This is a genomic window from Rhizobium sp. 05N430 (genome assembly GCF_056396985.1).
In genome coordinates this window covers 34,521-57,163 of sequence record NZ_JBFTMO010000003.1, presented here as the reverse complement: position 1 = coordinate 57,163, position 22,643 = coordinate 34,521, and the positions used below count along the sequence as shown (strand labels likewise).

Below are 22,643 nucleotides of genomic sequence, written 5' to 3'. Positions count from 1 at the left end.
GGGTTACTTGTATTCGATCTCGATGAAGGACATCGGCTCGTCGCCGGCGTTGACGACGTTGTGTTCGGTGCCCGCTTCGCGCCGGTAGGCCGCACCCTTGGCAATATCGACGCGGCGGCTCTCGGCCCCTTCCTCGATCAGAAACCGGCAATCGGTCATCGGCACCACGACATAGCCGTAACCATGCGTGTGCACGCCGGTATCCGCACCCGGCTCGAAATCCCAGCGGGTGATCCGTACCACGGCGTCATCGAGCAGCAGCGTTGCGAGGGCAGGCGGGCGGGCACGGTACTGGCTCATCACTACTCCAGAAAGGCGTTCTCGTCTGATCAAAGACCTATCACGCCTCCCGCCGCATCGCACAGAAATATGCGGCTGCGCCGAACTTAGTGATTGTGACGAGGCGGCACCTTTGCTAATCAGGCCTCGCTTCGGCACAGCGGTTTCCGCTCAATGCCTGGTGGGGCGTCGCCAAGCGGTAAGGCACCGGTTTTTGGTACCGGCATTCCCAGGTTCGAATCCTGGCGCCCCAGCCACTATCTCTTCAGCGTCTTTGCATAGGATTCCAGAACCGCGTTCATCCGCGTCTGGTAGCCCTTGCCGAGCGATTTGTAGGCGTCAAGGACCGATTTCTTAACGCGGATGGTGACCGGTTGGGTGCGATCGGGTGCGGCAAGCTCGGCCTTCTCCCAAAAGGCATCGTCCAGCTCCGGAATGTCACTGAAGTCTATATCTTCGTCCGGCATCGCGGCCAGTTCTTCAGCGCTCAGTTCTTTTTTGTATTTCGTCGCCATATCGCTTCCTTTCGGATCGGCTTGCCGCCCGCGCGGAAATCAACCGTGTGATGCCATTTCGGTCGGTATGGACCACGGTCAAAACGGTAAGGTCGCCGACCTCGCCGATGCTAATGTCCCGGACTTCGCCATAGTCGAAGCGCTGGTCCCTGACGGTAAAGACGAAACCATCAAAAATCCGGCACGCGGTGTCGAAGCTGACGCCGTGCTTTTCGATATTCAGCCGGTTCTTGTCATCATCCCATTCAAACATGTCGAAATAATGTTATGACAATTTGTATGTACAGGCAATCCGGTTGCCTAAACGAAAACAGGCGGTCTCTCGATCGCCTGGCATAAATCTCGAATGCTGATCCGATCAGCCAGCCGGCTGGGCCGGGGCCAGGAATTCGGCGCAATAGGACTTGCCGCTTTCGCCCGGGATATCGTTGACCGTGCGGATGTTGCGGATTGTATAGTCGGAATTGGTGGTGATTTCTGCCTGGCAGCGCAGGTAGAGCGTGCGGGCAGGGGCCGTCTGCTTGCCGCGCTTGCCGTTTTCGCCTTCGGCATATTTCGCCGGAACGCGCACGGTCTTGTAGCCGCCCTTCCAGGTGTAGACGACGGAGGAGCCATTTTCGGCGTCGCTGAGCGGCGGGCCGTAGGCGGCAAAGAACTTGCCGGCCGACTGGCCGTTCCAGCGTGCGGAAACGGGATCGCCGGCAGAAGGAATGGTCGTGCAGCCGGCAAGCGCAATGGCAAGCCCGGCCGCGGCAAAGGTGCGGAGTTTCATATGTATCGTCCCTGAATTGTCGCGCATTCGACGGCGGGAATCGCTGCAATGGAGCGGTTTCCGCTTGTCCCGGAAAGCGCTTTAGCGCGGAACCCGGCAAAAGAAAATTGCCCCGCCTTCGCGTTTGCGAAATTTGCTGCAGGTGTGTCTTTTTGTTGCAGGTTCGCAAGGCCTTGCGGGCGCCGTGCAAGGTGCTGCTGAATGCGTCAGTTTTTTGAAATTTGGCGCTTGCGCAATAACAGGCGCCGTTCTATAGAGGCGCCGCTGGTCACGGAGTGTAGCGCAGTCTGGTAGCGCACCACGTTCGGGACGTGGGGGTCGCAAGTTCGAATCTTGCCACTCCGACCAGCCGAAAAGCCCGCGCAAGCGGGCTTTTTTCTTTTGCGGCATCGCAGGTGCATACACGATGAAAATGGATGGCGAGACATCGGTCGAGACGCTGGGCGAGCGCGCCTGCATCGACGGCAATGGTCTGCCGGTCAGGCTTTACGAGCGCCGCCATTTGATCGTCACGAAAACCGCCGCCGGTATACGCCGCTATCCCGGCGCCCGCTTCTGGTGCACGGGCGAGGGCGCTGCGGTGCGTCTCATCGACAGCTCGATGTTCGAAGTCGTTGACAGCGGCGAGCTGCTGGTCGTCATGGAATAGCGCGCCGCGCTCATTCCCTCGAAACGCCGGATGACAAAAGGCTATTTTACAGTCAATTTCCGCCTGCGGTGATCCGGCATAGCATATCCCGCGTAGAAGCATTTCAGCGCGAATTCCGCCTGCCCCGGTTTTGCTACACCTTTCGTCGCAAAACGGAGAAGGGTTAGTGGACTCTAATTTAATTTCTCTTCACAAAGGTATGGCGAGTCGAAGGGGAGGCAGGTTCGCAGCGTGTAATGCCGGAATGGGGAATGCAGTGCCTGGTAGGGACAGTAAGCGCTTTGCGCATGTGAGATTGAGTGACGTTGCCAAGAAGGTGGGGGTCAGCCCTATCACCATTTCCCGGGCGCTCCGCAATCCCGAAATCGTTTCCGAAGATTTGCGCCAGCTTATCCTGCGCACTGTCGATGAAATGGGCTACGTGCCCAACCTGGCCGCCCGGGCGCTTGCCAGCCGCCACAGCGGCGTCGTCGGCGTCATTACGCCTGCGCTTCATCAGCACGCCTTTACCGACATCATGACCGGCATCGAGGATCGCCTGCGGGCGACGGATCTGCGCGTGCAATATGCCAATACGCTCTATGATCCCGATCAGGAAGTGAGCCAGCTGAAATCTTTCCTGGCGCAGAAGCCGGCGGGCATCATCGTTGCCGGTGCAGAATATTACGATGCCCTGGCGCCGCTGCTCAGCGCCGCCGCCTGTCCGGTTGCTCATATCGTCGATGTCAGCCAGAAGGCAGAGGGACTGGTGGCGGCTGTCGATCACTACGAGGCCGGCGTCGCCGCCACCCGCATGCTTCTGTCGAAGAATTACCGCCGCATCGCCTTTGTCGGATGCCGCCGCGATACCCGTCCGCGCCGCCGTTTTGAAGGCTATGCGGATGTGATGCGCCAGGCCGGTTATTTTGACGAGGCGCTCGTTGCAAGCTGCCTCGGGATGAACGGCATTGGCGCCGGACGCGAACTCTTCAGCAATCTGGTGGAAGCTGCACCCGATGTGGATGCGGTGTTCTGCCAGAACGACGATCTTGCCGTCGGTGCGCTTCTTGAATGCTGGACCCGCGGCCTGCGCGTTCCCGACGATATCGGCATCTGTGGTTTCAACGATCTCGACTACGCCATTCACTGCGAGCCTGCGCTGACGACGGTCAGCATTCCGCGCTATCAGATGGGCCATCGCGTTGCCGATATGCTGCTGAACGCGGTCCGTGAGGAGGAGCCCGGCACAGCCCATATCGACTTCGGCTTCCAGATCATCGAGCGCGGCTCGACCCGGTAAAGCAAAGGGGCCTTTCGGCCCCTTTTTTGTCTCAGATGTCGCTTGCGGCGTTCTTCCAGAGATCGGCAGCTTCCGCTGCCGTCATCCGCTGCACATGCGCCTCGTCACGGCGGCTGGCGAAGAGCTCGCTTGCCATGATCTGCTCGGCGAGATCGGCCGGCAGCGAGAGGATGACGCGGGCCTCGTTGCCATGCAGGCCGCTGACATCGCTGCGCTTGCCGCTGACCATGCCGCCGGCGATCGTGTTGTTGGTCTCCGGATCGATCAGGATGAACGAGCCCGATGCGCGGTTCAGCTCATAGGGATCGAAGATCGCGGTTTCGTCGAAGATCAGCCGCACCTTGCCGATGGCGTTCATGTAAAGACGCTCGGCCGGAGCCCAGGCGCCACTCTTCAGCTCCAGCTGGGCAATCGGCTGCACCTGGACACGCTGGCGGCGGCTGCCGCTCTTCAGCCAGTAGCGCTTGCCTGATTCGATGCCCTCGGGCTGCAGCGCCACGATCTGGGCGTCGAAGTTCACACCCGTCTGCGGCTGTGCGTCGATCGAGACGATCATGTCGCCGCGGGCGACATCCACCTGGCGGTCGAGCACCAGCGTGATCGCATCGCCTGCGACGGCTGCATTGCGCACCAGATCGAAGGTAACGATCTTGGAGACATTGGCGACCATGCCCGACGGCAGGATCATGACGCTGTCACCCGGCTTCACCGAGCCGCCGGCAACCGTGCCCTGATAGCCGCGGAAGCTTTCGCCGGGGCGCGAGACGCGCTGCACCGAGAAGCGGAAGCCGGTCGACTGGCCGGAGCGGACGCTCGCCAGTTCCAGCGTCTCCACCAGCGTCGGGCCGTTATACCAGGGCATTGCGGCCTGGCCGGAATAGACGACGTTCTCGCCCTTCAGCGCCGACATTGGGATCGCGGTGATCTGCTTGACGCCGAGCGACAGCGCGAATTCCTTGAATTCGTGGACGATCTTGTCGAAACCGGCGCGGTCGTAATTCGTCAGGTCGATCTTGTTGATGGCCAGCACGAACTGCCGGATGCCCATCAGCGAGGCGATCGTCGCGTGGCGGCGGGTCTGTTCGAGGATGCCGGCGCGGGCATCGACCAGCAGAACGGCGAGATCGGCGGTCGAGGCGCCGGTCGCCATGTTGCGGGTATACTGCTCGTGGCCGGGTGTATCGGCAACAATGAACGAGCGCTTGTCGGTCGAGAAGTAGCGATAGGCGACATCGATGGTGATGCCCTGTTCGCGCTCGGCCTGCAGGCCATCCAGCAGCAATGCGAAATCGGGCAGGCCAAGATCGTTCTGCTTGCCGGTGGAATCGCGCTGCAGCGTTGCCGCCTGGTCTTCCTTGACGGCCTTGGTGTCCCAAAGCAGACGGCCGATCAGCGTCGACTTTCCGTCATCGACAGAGCCGCAGGTGATGAGGCGCAACGGCCGCGTGTCGCGCACGGCTGCCACCGGCTCGGCTGCAGGAGCGACGGCGTTGGCGAGGTTTGCTGCGGTCATCTCAGAAATATCCTTCACGCTTCTTCTTTTCCATGGAGCCGGATTGATCCCGGTCGATGGCGCGGCCCTGGCGCTCGGAAACCGTGGCGATCTCCAGCTCCGCGATGATGTCTTCAAGGGTGGTGGCCGTGGAGCGGATCGCGCCCGTCAGCGGGAAGCAGCCGAGCGTGCGGAAACGGATCGAATCCTCCTGCTTGACTTCGCCGGGCAAAAGCTCGAGCCGCGGATCGGTCGCATCGATCATCATGCCGTCGCGCTCGACGAACGGGCGCCTGGCGGCGAAATAGAGCGGCACGATCGGGATCTGCTCGGCCTGGATGTAGCGCCAGATATCGACTTCGGTCCAGTTCGACAGCGGGAAGGCGCGAACGCTTTCGCCCTGGCGGATCTGGCCGTTATAGATGTTCCAGAGCTCGGGACGCTGGTTGCGCGGATCCCAGCGATGGTCGGGGGTGCGGAACGAGTAGATGCGTTCCTTGGCGCGGCTGGCTTCCTCGTCGCGGCGCGCGCCGCCGAAGGCAGCGTCGAACTTGCCGGCGTCGAGCGCATTGCGCAGCGCTTCCGTCTTCATGATGTCGGTATAGCGGGCCGATCCATAAGTGAACGGCGTGATGTTTTCGGCCGCACCGCGCGGATTGATGTGCTCGATCAGGTCGAGATCATATTCCTTCACGATCTTGTCGCGGAAGGTGATCATCTCCGCGAACTTCCAGCCGGTGTTGACATGCAGCAGCGGGAAGGGGACGCGGCCCGGATAGAAGGCCTTGCGCGCCAGATGCAGCAGGACGGATGAGTCCTTGCCGATCGAATAGAGCATGACGGGGCGTTCGAATTCGGCGGCGACCTCACGGAAAATATGGATCGCTTCGTTTTCCAGTGCCTTCAGATGCGGATCGAGCGGCGGCTTGCTGCTCTGCGGATTGCTGAGTTCCGTATCCTGACGGGTATCGGGCATGTTTTACTCCAGACTTCTCACTCATTGCCGGACGGGAGGTTGCCGCAATGAAATCTCGTGACAACTGGTTTCCGGTTGGCGGCGGTGGCCGCATCTGATCCGGAAACCGGCAGGTTATTGTTGGGCCGGGATCGCCGATGCTTCCTCGGCAACATGCAATCCGCATTCGCGCTTCTCATCCTGCTCCCACCACCAGCGGCCGGCGCGCTCGGGCTCGCCGGGCTTGATGGCGCGGGTGCAGGGCTCGCAGCCGATCGAGGGATAGCCGCGGGCATGCAGCGGGTTCACCGGCACGCTGTTATCGGCGACATAGGCCTTGATCACGTCGATATCCCAGTCGGCCAGCGGATTGACCTTCAGGAGATGACGCTCGGCGTCATATTCGGCAAAGGGCGTATCGGCGCGATTGTTGGATTGGCCGCGGCGCAGGCCGGTGATCCAGATGGTTGCCCCATTCAGTGCGCGCGCAAGCGGCTTCAGCTTGCGCACGCCACAACAGGCATGCCTGGCTTCGACGCTCTCGTAAAAGCCGTTCAGGCCGTATTTCGCAGCATAGGCGTCGATATCGGCCTGTTCAGGCTCGTAGCGGGAAATCTTGATGTCGTACTGGCTCTCGGTCTCGTCGATCAGCGAAAGCGTTTCCGGAAAGAGGCGACCGGTCTGCAGCGTCACGACGTCGATCGGCAGGCGGTGATTGCCGATTTCGGCGGTGATCACCTGGTCCTCGATGCCGAGCGAGGTCGTGAAGACCACGCGGCCGCCGAGACCGGCGACAAAGGCCAGCCGTCCGGCAAGGTCGAGAGACGCGAGCTTCGCATTCAGCGCCTCGGCCTCTTCGATTGTATGGATAACAGTCATGGCAATCCTGTCCTCAAGTTGGCCGGAGTATCGCAGCAACAGGATGGGTCGGACAGAAAAAGGGATTTCGAAAGCAGCATAAGCAGGAGCAAATATCTCTCCTAAGCTGCCGCAATGCAGAAAAGCAGCCGCCCCGGCGTCATAACTCCGTCAGGCAACTCAATCTCTAGTGATTTAGTAGAGTTACACGGCGCCTGTCAATTCGAAATCTGAAGTGATGCGCGAAAACGTGCGAAAGGCGCAATTTTGACGTAGAATTACGCCCATTGGCCGAGGTTTAAAAACAGGGCCAAAATGCTTGTATCTCAAGGCTTTTGCCGGCACGTTCAAATTCCGTTCATGCTGGCTGTGCGATAGGGGATAAGCAAAGCTTGAAAAGCGGCAGGGCTCAAGGGCCGCTGGTGTGTGTGACGGTCTAAAATGATTACGCAGAAAGCAAAATATGCGCTCCGGGCGCTGACGGTGCTGGCCGAGGCCGACGCCCGCGAACCGGTGATGATCTCGGACATTGCTGCACAGCAGAAAATCCCGAAAAAGTTCCTCGAGCAGATCCTTCTCGACCTGAAACACCAGGGCATCGTCGCCAGCCGCCGCGGCAAGGCGGGCGGCTATCTGCTCTTGAAGCCCGCCGACATGATCACGTTCGGCGAAATCCTGCGCATCATCGACGGCCCGATCGCGCCGCTCCCCTGCCTGTCGATCACCGCCTACCGCAAATGCGACGACTGCGACGGCGAACAGAACTGCGAAATCCGCCACGTCTTCGCCAAGGTCGCCGACGCCACCCGCAAGGTGCTGTTCTCGACAACAATCGCCGACGCCGTCGCACCCGCCAAGGGCGCCGTGGTGACGCGGATGCTGGCCTAGCTAGTCGCTTCTTCCCTCTCGACTGCCCGCCGCGCCCGAATGGCGGCGGCGATGAATACCCGCGACAGGCCGTGATAGAGCGGTTCGCGGGAGAGGATGCGTGATGTCACGTAGCCGATCATCGATACCGCCATGATCGGGATGACGGCCTGGTGGTCGCCGGTCATTTCGAGGATGATGACGAAGGCCGTCATCGGCGCCTGAACGACGCCGGCGAAATAGCCGGCCATGCCAAGGATCGCCGCCAGGGCGATGCTGGTGCCGAGAGCCGATCCGACCGTGCTGCCGAAACCGGCGCCGACGGCAAGCGATGGCGCGAAGATACCGCCCGGAATCCCTGAAAGCATCGACAAGAAGCTGGCGGCCAGCTTCTCGACGAAGAACAGCAGCGGCAGCGCATGTCCCTCGACGGCGCCGCGGGCCTGCTCGTAGCCGGTGCCGAAGGTGGTGCCGCCGGAGAGGATGCCGATGACGGCGATCGCCAGTCCGCAGGTGCCGGCCAGCACAAGCATGCGCTTCAAGGGTTGCGGTTGCGCCCAGCGGCGGATCTTCTGGCCGAAATGCAGGGCAAAGCCGCTGAAGGCAGCGCCCAACGCCCCGCCGCCGATGCCGCAGACGAGCACGAGGCCCCAGTCGCGCAATTGCGTTGGCGCGACAGAGGCTTCACCGAAATAGTTGTAGCTGCCTGCCAGCCCGAGGGCCGCGAGGCCGGAAAGGATGACGGCCGTAAGCACCAGCCCGTTGGCCCGCGCTTCATAGGTGCGGCTCATCTCCTCTATGGCAAAGACGATACCCGCAAGCGGCGTGTTAAAGGCCGCCGCAATGCCTGCCGCCGAACCGGCGAGGATCAGCCCGCGCGCCTGCGCCATGCCGCCGAAGCGGGCAACCGCAAGCATGATCGAGGCACCCACCTGCACCGTCGGCCCTTCGCGGCCGATCGAGGCGCCGGAAAACAGCCCGAGCACCGTCAGCACGATCTTGCCGAAGGCGATCCGGAGCGACAGCAGCCGCGTCCGGTCTTCCTCTTCGCGCAGGTGCCGCGCGGCAATCGCCTGCGGAATACCGCTGCCCTGCGAATTCGGAAACAGCGTCGCCGCCAGATAGGCCGAGAGCATGAAGACCGCGGGCGTCAGGACAAGCGGCAGCAGGAAGGCCCATTCGCCCGAGGATGTCAGGCTGCCGAACGCCTTCTGCGCCAGATCGGCAAGCTTGGCGAAGCCGACGCTGATCACCCCGATCGCCAAGGCGCCGCACCAGAACACCAGCCGCGGCCGCCAGAGGGAGAAGGATCCCCAGAAGATACGGGAACGGCGGAGCAGCTTGGAATTGCGATAGGAGGCAGGCATGGGGGACTCTGGCACGTGATGGGGGCTCAACCTTCTAGTCCCAATCGGCCCGAAAGATCACCCCTTGTTTCAACATTTGGTGAAATAGCTTCCGAAGCCCGGGTGCTGTGCCACTTGCCCCTTGCCGCAACAGGGTAGGGGCAGCGATAGCCCATTTTTGCCTCGGTCTCCTCGTCACCGGAATTGCGAGTCCTTTCACAGCGCGATCGATCGGTTTCCTCCAGTTGATTCTGAACGTTAAGTTTGACATCATGCATCGCAATTGCAACGCATGGAGAAACCCGTGAAAACCGCGACATTGCCGTCCCTGCGAGTCGATCCCGAATTGCGCGCAGCAGCCGAAAGCGTGCTGAAAGAGGGAGAGACCCTGTCGGCGCTGATGGAGGATTCCCTTCGGCGTCAGGTTCACTACCGCAAGACGCAGGCGGAATTTATCGCGCGCGGCCTGTTTTCGCGTGAGGAATCAAAGCGCACCGGCATTTATCACGATGCCGATGACGTGCACGCCAGGCTCAAGGCAAAGCTTGACGCGGCGGTGGCCAAAGACAAGCAATGACGTACCGTCTGCGCTACTCCGATCACGCACTTCACGACATAGACCGGCTTTACGATTACCTGCTCGTCCACGACCGCGAGATCGCAAGACGAGCGTACGAGGCAATCATAAAGGCAGCGGAAGTTCTGCGCGAATTTCCGTTCACGGGCCGCAAGCTCTCAAGCGAGGACAGTCTTCTTCGGGAAATGCTCGTGCCATTCGGTTCGTCGGGTTACGTCATGCTCTTCGAAATCGAAGACGCCGAGACGTTGACTATTCTGGCCATCCGCCACCAGCGCGAAGACGACTACCACTAACCCCGATTACCGGTCGCTCATCTCCCAGCGCGGGTTCACCCACGGCTCCTGGTTCGACCGCGGCAGCGGCTGCTTGCCGAGGATGTGGTCGGCCGCCTTTTCGCCGGTCATGATCGACGGGCCGTTGAGGTTGCCGTAGGTCACATGCGGGAAGATCGAACTGTCGGCGACGCGCAGGCCGTCGACGCCGATGACGCGGGTTTCGGCGTCGACGACGGCCATCGGGTCGTCCTTGGCGCCCATCTTGCAGGTACCGCAGGGGTGATAGGCGCTTTCAAGGTGCTCGCGCAGGAAGGCGTCGATCTCGTCGTCGGTCTGCACAGTCTCGCCCGGCTGTATCTCCGGGCCGCGATACTGGTCGAAGGCCTGCTGGCCGAAAATCTCGCGGGTGAGGCGCACGCAGTGGCGGAATTTTTCCCAGTCCTCGGCGTGGCTCATATAGTTGAACTGGATGACGGGGTCGGCCTTCGGATCGGACGAGCGCAGCGTCACGTTACCGCGCGACTTGGACAGGTTGAAGCCGACATGCACCTGGAAGCCATGGCTCTTGGCCGCCGCCTTGCCGTCATAGCTGATGGCCACAGGCAGGAAGTGATACTGGATATCGGGCTGCTTGATGCCGGGCGCCGAGCGCAGGAAGGCGCAGGCCTCGAACTGGTTGGAGGTGCCCAGACCCGACTTGGTGAACATCCATTGCGCGCCCGCAACTCCCTGCCAGAACCAAGGCAGCCAGGAATAGAGCGACACCGGTTTGGTCGAGACCTGCTGGAAATAGAATTCCATATGGTCCTGCAGATTGGCGCCGACGCCCGGCCGGTCGGCCTTCACCTCGATGCCCATCGCCTGCAGATGCGCGCCGGGGCCGATGCCCGAAAGCATCAGCAGCTTCGGCGAATTGAAGGACGAGGCCGAGACGATGACCTCGCGGTTCGCCTTGATCACCTCGACCGTATTGCCGCGCTCGATCTCGACGCCGGTGGCCCGGCCGTTCTCGATCACCACCTTGCGGGCGAGACCATAGACCAGCTTGACGTTCGGCCGCTTCAGCGCCGGCTTCAGATAGGCCGATGCAGCCGACCAGCGGCGGCCCTGGAAGATCGTCTGTTCCATCAGTCCGAAGCCTTCCTGCTTCGAGCCGTTGTAATCCTCCGTCGTCTCGAAGCCTGCCTGCTTGCCGGCCTCGACGAAGGCCTGGAACAGCGGGTTGCGGAACACGCCGCGCTGCACATGCAGCGGCCCATCGGTCCCACGCCAGCCTTCCTCGCCGCCATGGCTGTGTTCCATGCGCTTGAAATAGGGGAGAACGTCGGCATAGGCCCAGCCCCGGGCGCCGAGTTCTTCCCAGCGGTTGTAGTCTTCGGCATGACCGCGGACATAGACCATGCCGTTGATCGAGGAGGAGCCGCCAATCACCTTGCCGCGCGGCGCCGTGATGCGCCGGTTGTTGAGGTTCGGCTCGGGCTCGGAGAGATAGCCCCAGTTGTAGCGCTTCATGCTCATCGGCCAGGCAAGCGCTGCCGGCATCTGGATGAACGGCCCGAAATCCGATCCGCCTGCCTCGATGACGATGACGGAATTCTTGCCGTCTTCGGAGAGACGATAGGCAAGCGCCGAGCCTGCCGAGCCGGAGCCGATAATGACGAAATCTGCTTGCTGCATCTCAATATGCTCCAGCTGCAATATTCAGGTTGTGCCGTGGCCGCCCCCCTCTGGCCTGCCGCCCATCTCCCCCACGGATGGGGAGATCGGCTGGGCGCGGCCGCTCGCTCACGTCTCCGGCTTGGCGGGAAGCCAGCCACTTGCCGATCTCCCCCCTTGAGGGGGAGATGGCCGGCAGGCCAGAGGGGGCGAGCTTGCTCGAAGGCTAGCGTGTGGTTTTCAGTAAGGCGCCTGCACCGGCCCCATGCCGACATAGACGGTCTTCAGTTCGGAATAGTGCTCCAGCGCTGCTGCCGAGTTTTCGCGGCCGAAGCCGGATTGCTTGGAGCCGCCGAAGGGGATTTCGACCGGGCAGAGGTTGTAGGTGTTGATCCACAATGTGCCGGCTTCCAGTTGGTCGACGACGCGGTGGGCGCGGGTCATGTCAGCGGTGAACACGCCGCCGGAGAGGCCGAATTCGGTGGCATTGGCGCGGGCGAGTACCTCGGCCTCGTCGTCGAAATCGAGCACGCACATGACAGGCCCGAAGATTTCCTCGCGGGCGATCGTCATGCCGTCGGTGACATCGGCAAACACCGTCGGCTGCACGTAGTAGCCTTCGCCCGCGACATTGTTCGGAATGCCGCCGCCGGTGAGCAGCGTCGCACCCTCGGCCTTGCCCTTCTCGATATAGTCGAGCACTTTCTCGCGCTGCGCCCAAGAGACCATCGGCCCGAACTGCGTGGCCTCATCCATCGGGTCGCCGATCACGATCGCCTCGGTGCGGCTCTTCAGCCGCGCCAGGAATTCGCCCTTGATCTTTTTCTGCACGAAGACGCGGGTGCCGTTGGAGCAAACCTGGCCGGTCGAATAGAAATTGCCGAGCATGGCGCCGCCGATGGCGCTGTCGATATCGGCGTCGTCGAAGACGATGATCGGCGATTTGCCGCCGAGTTCCATCGTCACATGCTTCAGATGGCTGGCCGCCGATGCCGCGACCTTGCGGCCTGTCGGCACCGAGCCCGTCAGCGAAACCTTGGCGACGTCAGGATGGTTGACCAGCAGCGGGCCGGTGTCGCGGTCACCCTGGATGACGTTGTAGAGCCCTTTTGGAAGGCCGGCTTCCAGCAGGATTTCGGCGATCTTCAGCGCGCCGAGCGGGGTGTTCTCCGATGGCTTGAAGACCATCGCGTTACCGGCGATCAGCGCCGGCGCGCCCTTCCAGCAGGCGATCTGCTGCGGATAGTTCCAGGCGCCGATGCCGACGCAGACGCCGAGCGGCACGCGCTTGGTATAGGCGAAGTCGCCGCCGAGCGGGATATAGGAGCCGTTGAGCGCCGTCGCCGCAATTCCGCCGAAGAACTCGAAGCTGTCGGCGCCCGAAGTCGGGTCGGCGACGATGGTTTCCTGGATCGGCTTGCCGGTGTCGAGCGTCTCGAGTTCGGAGAGTTCGCGGTTACGTTCGCGCATGATCTCGGCCGCCCGCTTCAGGATGCGGCCGCGCGCCGTCGGGCTCATCGCCGCCCATTCCGGCTGGGCGCGCTTGGCAGCGGCGATTGCCTTTTCGACGATCGCGGGCGTCGCCGCATGCAGCCGGGCGATGACTTCGCCGGTCGCCGGATAGATGCTCTCGATCACGCTGCCCGCGTCATCCTCGACATATTCGCCGTCGATGAAATGCGATGCTTTCGGCTGGGCTTTCATGGTCACTTGTCCTTGGGCTCGTGGTGTTCGTCCCTTCTCCTCTCGGGGAGAAGGTGGCCCGCAGGGCCGGATGAGGGGGCGGCGGTCGCCAGCAGCGCGTTCACATAATCCTCCGTCAGCCCGATCGAAGCCTCGATGCTGATCGGCGCTGATTTCAGACTTTGGCGGATGTAGAGCCCGTCGATCATCGCCGCAGCGCCCTCGGCGATGCGTTCTGCGGCATCGGCGGGGCAGAGGGGCTTCAGGTTGGCGAGCAGGTTGGAGCGCAGCCGCCGCGCATAGATCACGAGGAACCGGCGCGTCTCCTCGGAGCTCTGCGCTTCGGCATAGAAGGCGAGCCAGGCGGCAATCGTCTCCGGCGCGAACTGATCGGCCTGGAAGCTGACGCGGATCACTGCGGAGAGTTTTTCGCGTGGCGTAGCGGCCGCCTTCAGCGCTGTCACCGCGTCGTTGCGCAACTGGCGTAGAAGCGAGCGGACCGTCTCGATCAGCAGCTGTTCCTTGCTGCCGAAATAGTGGTGGGCGAGGGCGGGGGACACGCCTGCCTGCCGGGCGATTTCGGACATGGTGACGGTCAGCGAGCCGTGATCCCCGATCACGCGCAGCGCGGCATCGACAAGCGCCTTGCGGCGCACGGGTTCCATTCCGACCTTCGGCATGATGTCCAGCTTTCCAGATTGGGAGCATCTTATTTTTGATTGACTGACCAATCAATAAAAATCTTTCGTGCTCCCGCCTCGAAACTCAGCCCTTTCCGGATTGCAATGCTGCAGCATATCAACCGGAACAGGAGGTGTGCCATGGCAAGTGTCGCAAACGGAATGCCGTCTTCGTCCCTGCAGCCGAAATGGATGTGGTTCGCCGGGCTTGGCGTCCTCTTGATGATCTGCGGCGTCATCGCCTTCGCAAACCTGTTCGTCGCCACCGTCGCCTCGGTCTATTATGTCGGCATGCTGATGCTGGCAGGCGGCATCGTCTATCTCGCCCATGCCTTTCAGGTGCGGGGCTGGGATCACATTCTCTTCTGGGTTTTGAGCGGCCTACTCTATGTGCTGGCCGGCGTCTTCGCCTTCATCAACCCGATCCTGGCCTCGGCGGCGCTGACGCTGTTTCTTGCCGTCGCCCTGATCATTGCCGGGGTCTTCCGCGTCTTCATCGGCCGCCGCATGAAGCCGGTGAAGGGCTGGGGCTGGATCGTCGCCAGCGGCGTCGTCACCGCGCTTGCCGGCTTTGTCATCGCGCTTGGCTGGCCGGTCAACAGCCTCTGGATCCTGGGGCTCTTCCTTGCCACCGACCTTTTGCTGCAGGGCTCCACCATGCTCGCTTTCGGCCTGACGCTCAGGCAGAGTTTATGACCGTAATCCACAGGCCCGATCACGGATTATTTCTTTTTTTGACAAGCATATGACGCAGGTCTAAAATTAGCGGATACCAAGGCAGCGGCGATTGGACAGCCGGTAAGAATGCCAAGAATGGTCATGCGTCCCCCGTTGGGCAGGTTCTGCCCGGCAAAACGAAGGGAGGAATTTCATGCCGATGGTCACAGTTTCCATATCACCGGTACAGGCAGCAGGCATCCGCGATGCCGTCGATAGCGGCGGTTATGCATCGAGCAGCGAAGTGGTCCGCGAGGCCTTGCGTCTATGGGATGCCGCCCGCAAGCTCGGCGAATACAAGGACGAAATTCTCGATGGCGAAGGCCATGCGGGGAGCGGCCGCTGCGTGGCCGACATGTTCGCGGATCACGAAGCGGTCCGCCGCCGGTCTGCATAGCTAAGCGGCTGATAAAATAAGAGAAAGCTGAAATGTTTTGTGGGCGCCACGGGCGCCTGCAGCTTTCACAAAAGTTTCACATTGGCGAAAGGGTTCGTTGACCCTTCTCCTCCATCTTCGCTGCGAAAAACAAGAATTCACAGTGGAGAATGGCATGTCTTTGACTGCCGCCGTCGAGCCCGGCGTCGTTCGCCGCTATGCCAGCGATCAGATCGTGACGCTTGCAAAGCTCGTCGTAGAAAACGCCTTCCAGCCGATCGTCGAGGCTGGCACCGGCACCGTATTCGGTTACGAATCCCTCATGCGCGGGCAGGAGCGCATCGGCTTCGATTCCCCGATAGAAATCCTCGACGAGGCCTTTCGCGCCAATCAGCTGCTGCCGCTGGAGCAGATGGTCGCCAGCCGTGCGCTCGCCAAGTTCGCCACCCTCGGCAATTACGCCACCTCGACACTTTTCCTCAATCTGGATGTCCGCCTGATCCCGCATGGCGACCGGCTGATCGAAAACCTGCTGCAGCAGCTGAAGGCCGCAAACCTGCCGCCGTCCTCCGTCTGCTTCGAGTTTTCCGAGCGTTTCGACAACACCAGCGTGCCGGAATTCGAGGCGCTGGTCTCCAAGCTGCGCCGCACCGGCTTCAAGCTGGCGATCGACGATTTCGGCGTCGGCCACGGCGAGATGAAGCTGCTCTGCGACTATGCCGTCGACTACCTGAAGATCGACCGGCATTTCGTCGCCGATATCGACAGCAAGCCGCGCAAGCGCCATCTCCTGAAAAACATTGTCAACATCGCCCATGTTCTCGGCACCCGCGTCATCGCCGAGGGCATCGAGACCGAAGCCGAGTTTCTGGCCTGCCGCGAATATGGCGTCGATCTCGTCCAGGGCTGGTTCATCGCCCGCCCGACCACGCACATTTCCGAACTCGTTCCAGCCTTTCCGCATCTGCAGGACCTCGGCAAGAGCAAGCGCAACACCCAGTCGCTCGACGAAATCCTGATCCGCAAGCAGATCGAAATGCTGCCGACGGTGTTCGAAAACGACAGCATCGATACGGTGTTCGAACTCTTCCGCCGCAATCCGCGCCAGGCCTTTTTCCCGGTACTGAACGCCAATGGCGAGCCGCGCGGCATCATCCACGAGCATCATCTCAAGCAGTATATCTACCATCCGTTCGGCCGCGATCTGCTGAAGAACAAGATGTACGAGCGCACCATCTCGCAATTCGTCGAGATCGCCCCGATCGTCAGCCTCGACAGCGATGCCGAACGGCTGATGTCGATCTTCGCCAATATGGAAGGCAGCAACTGCCTGATCCTGACGGACAACATGCGCTATGCCGGTGTCGTCTCCGCCGCATCGCTGATCAAGGTGATCAACGAGAAGCAACTGAAGATCGCCCAGGACCAGAACCCGCTGACCGGCCTGCCGGGCAACCACGCGATCCGCGATTTCATGCGCCAGTCCGGCCGCGACGGCGATGACGTCAGGCATTTCTGCTATTGCGACTTCGACAATTTCAAGCCGTTCAACGATGCCTACGGCTTCCATCTCGGCGACCACGCGATCTCGCTGTTTGCCGCCTTGATGCGCCGCTACTTCTTCGCGGAGCGCCACTTCCTCGGCCATGTCGGCGGCGACGATTTCTTCATCGGCGTCGTCGGCTGGACCCAGGCCGAGCTTCGCGAAATCCTTGATCGGCTGATCAGCGATTTCCATGAGGACGTGCTGGCCCTCTATTCGGATCAGGACCGCGCCAAGGGCAGCATCCGCGGCCACGACCGCTCCGGCGCCGAGGCGCTGTTCCCGCTGATGCGCTGCTCGATCGGCGTGCTGGAATTGCCCGATGGCCTCGTCATCGACGACATCAACCGCGTCGGCACCGAGATCGCCCAGGTCAAGGCGCATGCCAAGGAAAGCATCGACGGTCTGGTCTTCAATCATCTGGGCGAGGCGAATTGACGCCTTTGCCACTTCCCGCCTTTCCAAGGCGGCAGGGCTGAATTATCTCCTGTGCTTTCGGAATGAGGAGACCGGATATGCCCCTGCCGTCGACCATGCGTTACGTCGATCTTCCAACCTTCGGCGCCCCCGAGGCGATGAAGATCGCCAGCGGTCCGCTGCCGGTTCCGGGCGAGGGGCAGATCCTGGTGAAGACGCTGGCCATCGGCGTAAACCGCCCTGACGTGGCGCAGCGCCAGGGCACCTATCCGGCGCCGAAGGGCGCCAGCCCGATCCTCGGCCTCGAGCTTGCAGGCGAAGTCGCCGCCATCGGCCCCGGCGTCTCGGGCTACACTGTCGGCGACAAGGTCTGCGGCCTCGCCAATGGCGGCGCCTATGCCGAATACTGCCTGCTGCCCGCGGGCCAGACGCTACCATTCCCGAAGGGTTACGATGCCGTCAAGGCCGCCGCCCTGCCGGAGACCTTCTTCACCGTCTGGGCCAATCTCTTCCAGATGGCAGGCCTGACCGAAGGCGAGAGCGTGCTCATCCACGGCGGCTCCAGCGGCATCGGCACGACGGCGATCCAGCTCGCCAAGGCCTTCGGGGCCACGGTCTATGCGACCGCCGGTTCGGCCGATAAATGCGACGCCTGCGTCAAGCTCGGCGCCACGAGAGCGATCAACTACAAGACCGAGGACTTTGCCGAAGTCATCAAGGCGGAAACCGCGGGCGAGGGCGTCGATATCGTTCTCGACATGATCGGTGCCGCCTATTTCGAGAAGAATATCGCCTCGCTGGCGAAAGACGGCTGCCTGTCGATCATCGCCTTCCTCGGCGGTGCGGTGGCTGAAAAGGTCAACCTGGCCCCCATCATGGTCAAGCGCCTGACGGTCACCGGCTCGACCATGCGCCCGCGCACCGCCGAAGAGAAGCGCGCCATCCGCGATGATCTGCTCTCCCAGGTCTGGCCGCTGCTTGAAGCCGGCACCGTCTCCCCGGTGATCGACAAGGTTTTCGCGTTCGACGATGTCGTCGAGGCGCATCGGCTGATGGAGACGGGTTCTCACATCGGCAAGATCATGCTGAAGGTCTGAGTGTCACCCGACTGGTGTCATGCTCGGGCCTGCATTTGCACCGGCTGACCTAGTGGTTCGCTAGATCCTCGGGACAAGCCCGAGGATGACGAAGTTGGGTTGGGCGCTCTCGTTGCAGGCGAAGACGGTATCATCTGGCCGTCATCCTCGGGCTTGTCCCGAGGATCCAACGAACTCCAACGACAATGGCCTATACCCAGCCGACCGCCAAATGGTCTAGGCCGCCTTGTCCCGCAACGAGAGCGCGGTGATCACCGTCACAATCCCGGGTAAAGCCATCGCCGCATACAGCCAATGCGCCGCCGCAATATCGCCTGCGATCCCACCGGGATGAACCAGCCCCGTGCTGTTGGCGATCACCCCGGCGATGGCCGCGCCGAAGGCGCTGCCGAGTGACTGCACGGTGGAGATCGCCGCGGACGCCTTGTCCTGCTCGGAATTCTGCACCAGCTGCAGCACCTTGGTCACCAGATGCGCCCAGCCAAGGCCGACGCCGAAGCCCATCATCAGCATCGCGAAGGCCGCCGGCGCGAGGATCACGATCTCGGCCGTCTGGTTTTCGCGGGCGAGAAGCAGCGCCAGGGCTGCCGTCGAGAGTGCCTCGATCACGCATCCGGCGATGATCGCCTTGATGGCGGCAGGCCCCCTGAGATTGCCGCTGAAGAAGGCGGCAAAGGTCCAGCCGAGCGCCACCAGCGCTGTCAGATAGCCGGAGATCAGCGGCGTCACGCCATGCAGCGCCTGCAGGAAATAGGGAATGTAGATATCGCTGGTCAGCACGATCAGCAGCGTGAACATGGTGAGATAGACGCGCGCCACCGGCTTGCTGAGCGTCACCGCGCCGGTGGGCAGCAAGCGCGTCCGCCCCTGCCGCTCGATGACCAGCATCAGCGCAATGGCGATGACGGCGAGAGCGACGAGCGCCGCCTTGCCGCCTGTCTGTTCCAGCGTTCCGGCAATGCTGACAAGAAGCACCGCGCCGATCAGAAGGCCGATCTGCACGAAGGGTATGCGTCCTTCGGCACGATCATCCGTTGCCTTCGGCAGCAGCCACGGCGCCAGCACGGCCATCAGCACGCCGAGCGGCACCAGGACGATAAAGGCATGCCGCCAGTTGCTGCCATCGGCAAACAATCCCCCGGCGCTCGGCCCCAGCAGCGTCGCGACACCCCAGATCGCCGCATACAGCGTCGAAGCCTTGGGCCAGAGCGGCTCGGGAAAGGCGAAGCGCACGAAGGCATAGGCAAGCGCTGCCAGAATCCCGGCGCCATAGCCCTGGATCGTCCGTCCCACGAGCACCACTTCCATCACCGGTGCCGCGGCGCAGACGAGGCTGCCCGCGCCGAACAGCACTGCACCGAAGACATAAGCGATCCTGAGCCCCATGCCGCGCGGCCGCATCGCTACCGAGATCGAGCCGAGCACTGCCGCCGCGACATAGAGCGTCGTTACCCAAGAGAGCAGCGGCAGCCCGCCGATATCGCGCACGATCGACGGCGCGATCGTCGCCATGATGTAACTCTCGACCGCATAGAGCGTCACACCGCCGCAGAGCATCAGCGTGGCCGGAAGCAGGCGAGGGGTGAAAAGCTGGAGGACGGAGGATTTGGGCGCGGCGCCCTGTTCGATGCTGGTCATGCCTGTATGCCTTGATGTGTTTTCCCTGGCGGAAGATTATTTTCCAATTTATAAGTTGGAAAATTGCATGCTTGTGTTATTAAAACAAGCGTTGACTTGGAAAAATAAATGCGCCAATCGCCTGCCAACCGTATCCTGCTTCTGCTCAAGACCGAAGGCCCGCAGCTCGGCCCTGAAGTCGGCGACCATCTCGGCATCTCCGCCGAGGCCGCCCGCCAGCAGCTGACCAAGCTCGCCGAAGATGGGCTCACCGAGCCGGTGAGCGAACCGTCATCCGGCCGCGGTCGCCCGAAACAGCTCTGGCAGCTCACCGCCGCCGGCCATCAGACCTTCCCGGATGGCCATGCCGAACTCACCGCCGGCCTGCTCGGCATCATCACCGCTGAGCTCGGCCCCGGCGCGCTCGATGCCGTCATTTCGGCCCGCGAAACAGAGACGCTCGCCCGCTACCGGCAGGATGTCTCTGCTCCGGCGCTTGCCGATCGCGTCAGCCAGCTCGCCGCTGTCAGAAGCCGCGAGGGATACATGGCCGACAGCTGGCAGGAGGAGGACGGCTCCTTCATGCTGGTCGAAAACCACTGCCCGATCTGCGCTGCCGCCGCTGTTTGCGCCGGCTTCTGCCGCTCGGAGATCGAAACCTTCCGCAGCGTCCTCGGTGCCCAAGTCGAGCGCTCCGAACATATCCTGCTTGGCGCCCGCCGCTGCGCCTACCGGATCAGTGCTTAAGCCGTTCTGAGTTCCCGCTTGCTGCTTTCCAGCACCAGCAGGAAGGCGATCGCCCCGAGACCGGCAAGGGCGGCGATCTGCGCCGTTCCCGAATAATCCGTCAGCGTCGTGCCGATCGCGAAGATCGTTGCGGCAACACCATTGCTGATGAATACGCTGACCGAGATCAGCGAGCTGCCGAGCCCCGGCCGGTCGGCGATCAGGTCCTGCAGATAGGTGATCGGCACGCTGAGGATCGCGGCCGCCCCGCAGGCATTGATCAGCACCAGCGAATAGATATGCCACGGCGCCGAGGCAAAGCCTGCCAGCGTCAGGTAGATACAGTAGATCAGGCTGCCTGCGGCCAGGATATGGACGTTGCGGAAGCGCTTCTGCAGTGTCCCCCACATCATCATGAACGGCATTTCGAGGAAGGCGACCAGCCCCGCCATGAAGCCGACATCGACCACAGTGCCGCCGGCCGGATGGGTGATGATCAGCGGCGACAGCATGGTGTTGAGCCGCTGCAAGCCGAGCAGCAGCGACATGGCGATGATGCGCTTGAGGATATAGGGCTGGGCGATCCGCTTCAGCGACGGCAGGAAACCCGGCGCATCGGCAAGCGGCCCCGATGATTTCGGCGTCTTCCCGGCAAAGAAGAAATACAGGCAGAAGCAGGTGAGGCTCGCCGCCCCGGCAATCCCATAGGCCGGCGTCATCGACTGCGCGGTCGCCAGATAAAGCCCGATCACCCCCGGCGCCAGCGCCCAGGATCCCGAATAGAGCGCCCGCACCGTCGAGGAGATAGACCCCGCGAGCCCGCGATCCATCCTGTTGGTCGTCGCGCGGATGCTGGCAAACAGGATCGAATAGGTCGAGTTGCTCGCCGGGATGAGCAGCAGCACGCAGAGAATGAACACCGGCGCGGTATGAAAGACAAAGACCGAGCCGAAGCCGATCATGCCGCAGACAGATAACGCCAGCACCAGCGGCCGCCGGTCTGCCATCCGGTCCGACCATATCCCCAGCGTCAGGCTGGTCGCCACATTGGCCAGCGCCGAGAAGAACACCAGCGCCGAGTAGGCGCCGTCGCTCATCCCAAGCTCGTTGATGCCGATGATCGACTGATAAGGCAGCGTCGAAGCATAGGTGAAGGCGAGCGCCACCAGTGTGACGGCCGGAATGCGGATTTTCGGTTCGCGGAGGATGACGGAGAAGGCAGAGGGCATGACTGTGATTCCTGATGCGCTACCTCTAATCCTGCCTGCTGCCATCGAAAAACGATTGTTTGTGATACCGGCGTCAATTCGTGTGATGGGCCGCGAACTGGCGTGATCCGCCTAATGCGTCTCGGCCCGGAATGCCTTGCGCAGCGTCACCGAGAGATAGTCGATGCAGAGCCTGACCTTGGCGGCGGCGAGACGGCTATGGGGGAAGACCGCGTGGATCGGCGCGGCGGCAAGCCGTGCTTCGGGCAGCACGACCTCGAGCCTGCCGCTATCGATGTCGTCGCGGACATCCCATATCGATTTCAGCACCAGTCCCGCGCCGGAAAGTGCCCAGCGGTGGGCAAGCTCGCCGTTGTTGGTCGTGAGACTGCTGGTGACATTGGCGCTGCGGCCATCGGCGAAAGCCCAATGGGTGTTCGGCGGCTCTCCGAAGGCGACGATGTCGTGCCCGGGAAGATCGTCGACAGTCTTCGGCCGTCCCCGGCGATCGAGATAGGCCGGCGCCGCGCAGATGACGCGCCGGTTGGGCGCGATCTGGCGGGCGATCAGGCTGGAGTCGGAGAGCGATCCGAAACGGATGGCGAGATCGTATCCGGCATCGACGATGTTCTCGACGCCGTCATTGGTGTCCAGGTGCACATGCAGGTCGGGATGGGCCTGCTGGAAGTCCCAAAGGATCGGCGCCAGCCACCGGCAACCGAAAGCAAAGGTCGAGGTGACCTTCAAGACCCCACTAGCCCTGTCGCTGCCGCTCGAAGCCTCGGTTTCGGCATCGTCGATCTCGGCCAGGATCTGGACGCAACGCTCGTAGAAGCGCGCGCCTTCTTCGGTCAAAGCCAGCGAGCGGGTCGTCCTGTTGACCAGCCGCACACCGAGCCGTTCCTCGAGCCGCGAGAGTTTCCGGCTGACAACCGTCAGCGAAAAATTAAGCTCGCGGGCCGCGCCGGAGAGGCTCTTCGCCTGCACGACCCGCACAAAGACCAGCATGTCGAGAAAATTGTCGCTCATATTATTGCTGATATCGCAAGAGACTGT

At 62.2% G+C, this 22,643-nt stretch carries 24 protein-coding genes and 2 tRNA genes; 12 read left to right on the top strand and 14 right to left on the bottom strand.

The window, feature by feature from the left end; genetic code table 11:
* Positions 1–3: 3 nt before the first annotated feature.
* A complete protein-coding gene (locus AC1DJO_RS07705) occupies positions 4–300 on the bottom strand; it encodes a cupin domain-containing protein (protein ID WP_112386405.1) in 297 nt (98 codons plus the stop codon).
* A gap of 161 nt (positions 301–461) precedes the next feature.
* Here AC1DJO_RS07705 and AC1DJO_RS07700 point away from each other — a divergent pair.
* Positions 462–536: transfer RNA gene (locus AC1DJO_RS07700), tRNA-Gln, on the top strand.
* Here the strand turns inward: AC1DJO_RS07700 and AC1DJO_RS07695 are convergent.
* From AC1DJO_RS07695 to AC1DJO_RS07685, 3 genes are all read right to left on the bottom strand, one after another.
* Entirely contained in the window at positions 537–794 is a 258-nt protein-coding gene (locus tag AC1DJO_RS07695) for a BrnA antitoxin family protein (protein ID WP_477948961.1), read from the bottom strand.
* Positions 760–1,047, bottom strand: coding sequence for a BrnT family toxin (locus AC1DJO_RS07690; protein WP_477969675.1), 288 nt, complete (start codon positions 1,045–1,047; stop codon positions 760–762). Before AC1DJO_RS07690 ends, AC1DJO_RS07695 begins: the two co-directional genes overlap by 35 nt.
* Before the next feature lie 105 nt (positions 1,048–1,152).
* Positions 1,153–1,566, bottom strand: a complete 414-nt coding sequence (locus AC1DJO_RS07685) for a hypothetical protein (RefSeq protein ID WP_112386511.1) — start codon at positions 1,564–1,566, stop codon at positions 1,153–1,155.
* 271 nt (positions 1,567–1,837) lie between these two features.
* Here AC1DJO_RS07685 and AC1DJO_RS07680 point away from each other — a divergent pair.
* From AC1DJO_RS07680 to AC1DJO_RS07670, 3 genes are all read left to right on the top strand, one after another.
* A tRNA-Pro gene (locus tag AC1DJO_RS07680) sits at positions 1,838–1,914 on the top strand.
* Between the two features lie 58 nt (positions 1,915–1,972).
* Positions 1,973–2,215 carry a hypothetical protein gene (locus AC1DJO_RS07675; RefSeq protein ID WP_477969673.1) on the top strand — a complete coding sequence of 81 codons (243 nt, stop codon included), beginning with the start codon at positions 1,973–1,975 and terminating at the stop codon, positions 2,213–2,215.
* A 244-nt stretch (positions 2,216–2,459) separates the two neighbouring features.
* Positions 2,460–3,494, top strand: a complete 1,035-nt coding sequence (locus AC1DJO_RS07670; protein WP_477969671.1) for a LacI family DNA-binding transcriptional regulator — start codon at positions 2,460–2,462, stop codon at positions 3,492–3,494.
* A gap of 31 nt (positions 3,495–3,525) precedes the next feature.
* Here AC1DJO_RS07670 and cysN read toward each other — a convergent pair whose 3' ends face one another.
* From cysN to AC1DJO_RS07655, 3 genes are all read right to left on the bottom strand, one after another.
* Positions 3,526–5,007: a sulfate adenylyltransferase subunit CysN gene (cysN, locus tag AC1DJO_RS07665; RefSeq protein WP_310291786.1), complete on the bottom strand. Its 1,482-nt coding sequence runs from the start codon at positions 5,005–5,007 to the stop codon at positions 3,526–3,528.
* Position 5,008: 1 nt separating this feature from the next.
* Entirely contained in the window at positions 5,009–5,962 is a 954-nt protein-coding gene (cysD, locus tag AC1DJO_RS07660; RefSeq protein WP_112386401.1) for a sulfate adenylyltransferase subunit CysD, read from the bottom strand.
* Positions 5,963–6,076: 114 nt separating this feature from the next.
* Entirely contained in the window at positions 6,077–6,820 is a 744-nt protein-coding gene (locus tag AC1DJO_RS07655) for a phosphoadenylyl-sulfate reductase (RefSeq protein WP_112518137.1), read from the bottom strand.
* A 420-nt stretch (positions 6,821–7,240) separates the two neighbouring features.
* Between AC1DJO_RS07655 and AC1DJO_RS07650 the strand changes: the two genes are divergently transcribed.
* Complete coding sequence (locus AC1DJO_RS07650) at positions 7,241–7,687, top strand: RrF2 family transcriptional regulator (RefSeq protein WP_112386399.1); 447 nt, start codon at positions 7,241–7,243, stop codon at positions 7,685–7,687.
* Here AC1DJO_RS07650 and AC1DJO_RS07645 read toward each other — a convergent pair.
* Positions 7,684–9,033, bottom strand: a complete 1,350-nt coding sequence (locus tag AC1DJO_RS07645; protein ID WP_477969669.1) for a chloride channel protein — start codon at positions 9,031–9,033, stop codon at positions 7,684–7,686. The genes AC1DJO_RS07650 and AC1DJO_RS07645 overlap by 4 nt on opposite strands.
* Positions 9,034–9,316: 283 nt before the next feature.
* Here AC1DJO_RS07645 and AC1DJO_RS07640 point away from each other — a divergent pair, with 283 nt between their 5' ends.
* Together AC1DJO_RS07640 and AC1DJO_RS07635 are read left to right on the top strand one after the other, a co-directional pair.
* Complete coding sequence (locus AC1DJO_RS07640; RefSeq protein WP_477969667.1) at positions 9,317–9,589, top strand: YlcI/YnfO family protein; 273 nt, start codon at positions 9,317–9,319, stop codon at positions 9,587–9,589.
* On the top strand, positions 9,586–9,885 hold the full coding sequence (locus tag AC1DJO_RS07635; RefSeq protein ID WP_477969665.1) for a type II toxin-antitoxin system RelE/ParE family toxin: 300 nt from the start codon (positions 9,586–9,588) through the stop codon (positions 9,883–9,885). The genes AC1DJO_RS07640 and AC1DJO_RS07635 overlap by 4 nt, the downstream gene beginning before the upstream one ends.
* 6 nt (positions 9,886–9,891) lie before the next feature.
* Here the strand turns inward: AC1DJO_RS07635 and betA are convergent, their stop codons facing one another.
* From betA to betI, 3 genes are all read right to left on the bottom strand, one after another.
* Entirely contained in the window at positions 9,892–11,544 is a 1,653-nt protein-coding gene (gene betA, locus AC1DJO_RS07630; protein WP_477969663.1) for a choline dehydrogenase, read from the bottom strand.
* Between the two features lie 219 nt (positions 11,545–11,763).
* Positions 11,764–13,227, bottom strand: a complete 1,464-nt coding sequence (betB, locus tag AC1DJO_RS07625; RefSeq protein WP_477969661.1) for a betaine-aldehyde dehydrogenase — start codon at positions 13,225–13,227, stop codon at positions 11,764–11,766.
* Positions 13,228–13,229: 2 nt separating this feature from the next.
* Complete coding sequence (betI, locus tag AC1DJO_RS07620; protein WP_477969659.1) at positions 13,230–13,886, bottom strand: transcriptional regulator BetI; 657 nt, start codon at positions 13,884–13,886, stop codon at positions 13,230–13,232.
* Between the two features lie 141 nt (positions 13,887–14,027).
* On the opposite strand from betI, the gene AC1DJO_RS07615 reads away from it, so the two are divergent.
* The 4 genes from AC1DJO_RS07615 to AC1DJO_RS07600 all read left to right on the top strand — a co-directional run bounded on the left by AC1DJO_RS07615 (position 14,028) and on the right by AC1DJO_RS07600 (position 18,036).
* Complete coding sequence (locus tag AC1DJO_RS07615) at positions 14,028–14,582, top strand: HdeD family acid-resistance protein (RefSeq protein ID WP_477969657.1); 555 nt, start codon at positions 14,028–14,030, stop codon at positions 14,580–14,582.
* Positions 14,583–14,757: 175 nt separating this feature from the next.
* Complete coding sequence (locus AC1DJO_RS07610; protein WP_112386387.1) at positions 14,758–15,000, top strand: ribbon-helix-helix domain-containing protein; 243 nt, start codon at positions 14,758–14,760, stop codon at positions 14,998–15,000.
* A gap of 154 nt (positions 15,001–15,154) precedes the next feature.
* Entirely contained in the window at positions 15,155–16,960 is a 1,806-nt protein-coding gene (locus tag AC1DJO_RS07605) for an EAL domain-containing protein (protein ID WP_112386386.1), read from the top strand.
* A gap of 77 nt (positions 16,961–17,037) precedes the next feature.
* Positions 17,038–18,036 (top strand): NAD(P)H-quinone oxidoreductase, encoded by a 999-nt coding sequence (locus tag AC1DJO_RS07600; RefSeq protein WP_477969655.1) that lies wholly within the window; start codon positions 17,038–17,040, stop codon positions 18,034–18,036.
* A 216-nt stretch (positions 18,037–18,252) separates the two neighbouring features.
* On the opposite strand, the gene AC1DJO_RS07595 is transcribed toward AC1DJO_RS07600, so the two are convergent.
* Positions 18,253–19,674, bottom strand: coding sequence for an MFS transporter (locus tag AC1DJO_RS07595; RefSeq protein WP_477969653.1), 1,422 nt, complete (start codon positions 19,672–19,674; stop codon positions 18,253–18,255).
* Positions 19,675–19,782: 108 nt separating this feature from the next.
* Here AC1DJO_RS07595 and AC1DJO_RS07590 point away from each other — a divergent pair, with 108 nt between their 5' ends.
* A complete protein-coding gene (locus AC1DJO_RS07590) occupies positions 19,783–20,400 on the top strand; it encodes a helix-turn-helix transcriptional regulator (protein ID WP_477969651.1) in 618 nt (205 codons plus the stop codon).
* Here AC1DJO_RS07590 and AC1DJO_RS07585 read toward each other — a convergent pair.
* Complete coding sequence (locus AC1DJO_RS07585) at positions 20,397–21,608, bottom strand: MFS transporter (protein WP_477969649.1); 1,212 nt, start codon at positions 21,606–21,608, stop codon at positions 20,397–20,399. The genes AC1DJO_RS07590 and AC1DJO_RS07585 overlap by 4 nt on opposite strands.
* Before the next feature lie 111 nt (positions 21,609–21,719).
* Positions 21,720–22,616: a LysR family transcriptional regulator gene (locus tag AC1DJO_RS07580; RefSeq protein ID WP_477969647.1), complete on the bottom strand. Its 897-nt coding sequence runs from the start codon at positions 22,614–22,616 to the stop codon at positions 21,720–21,722.
* Positions 22,617–22,643 lie beyond the last annotated feature (27 nt).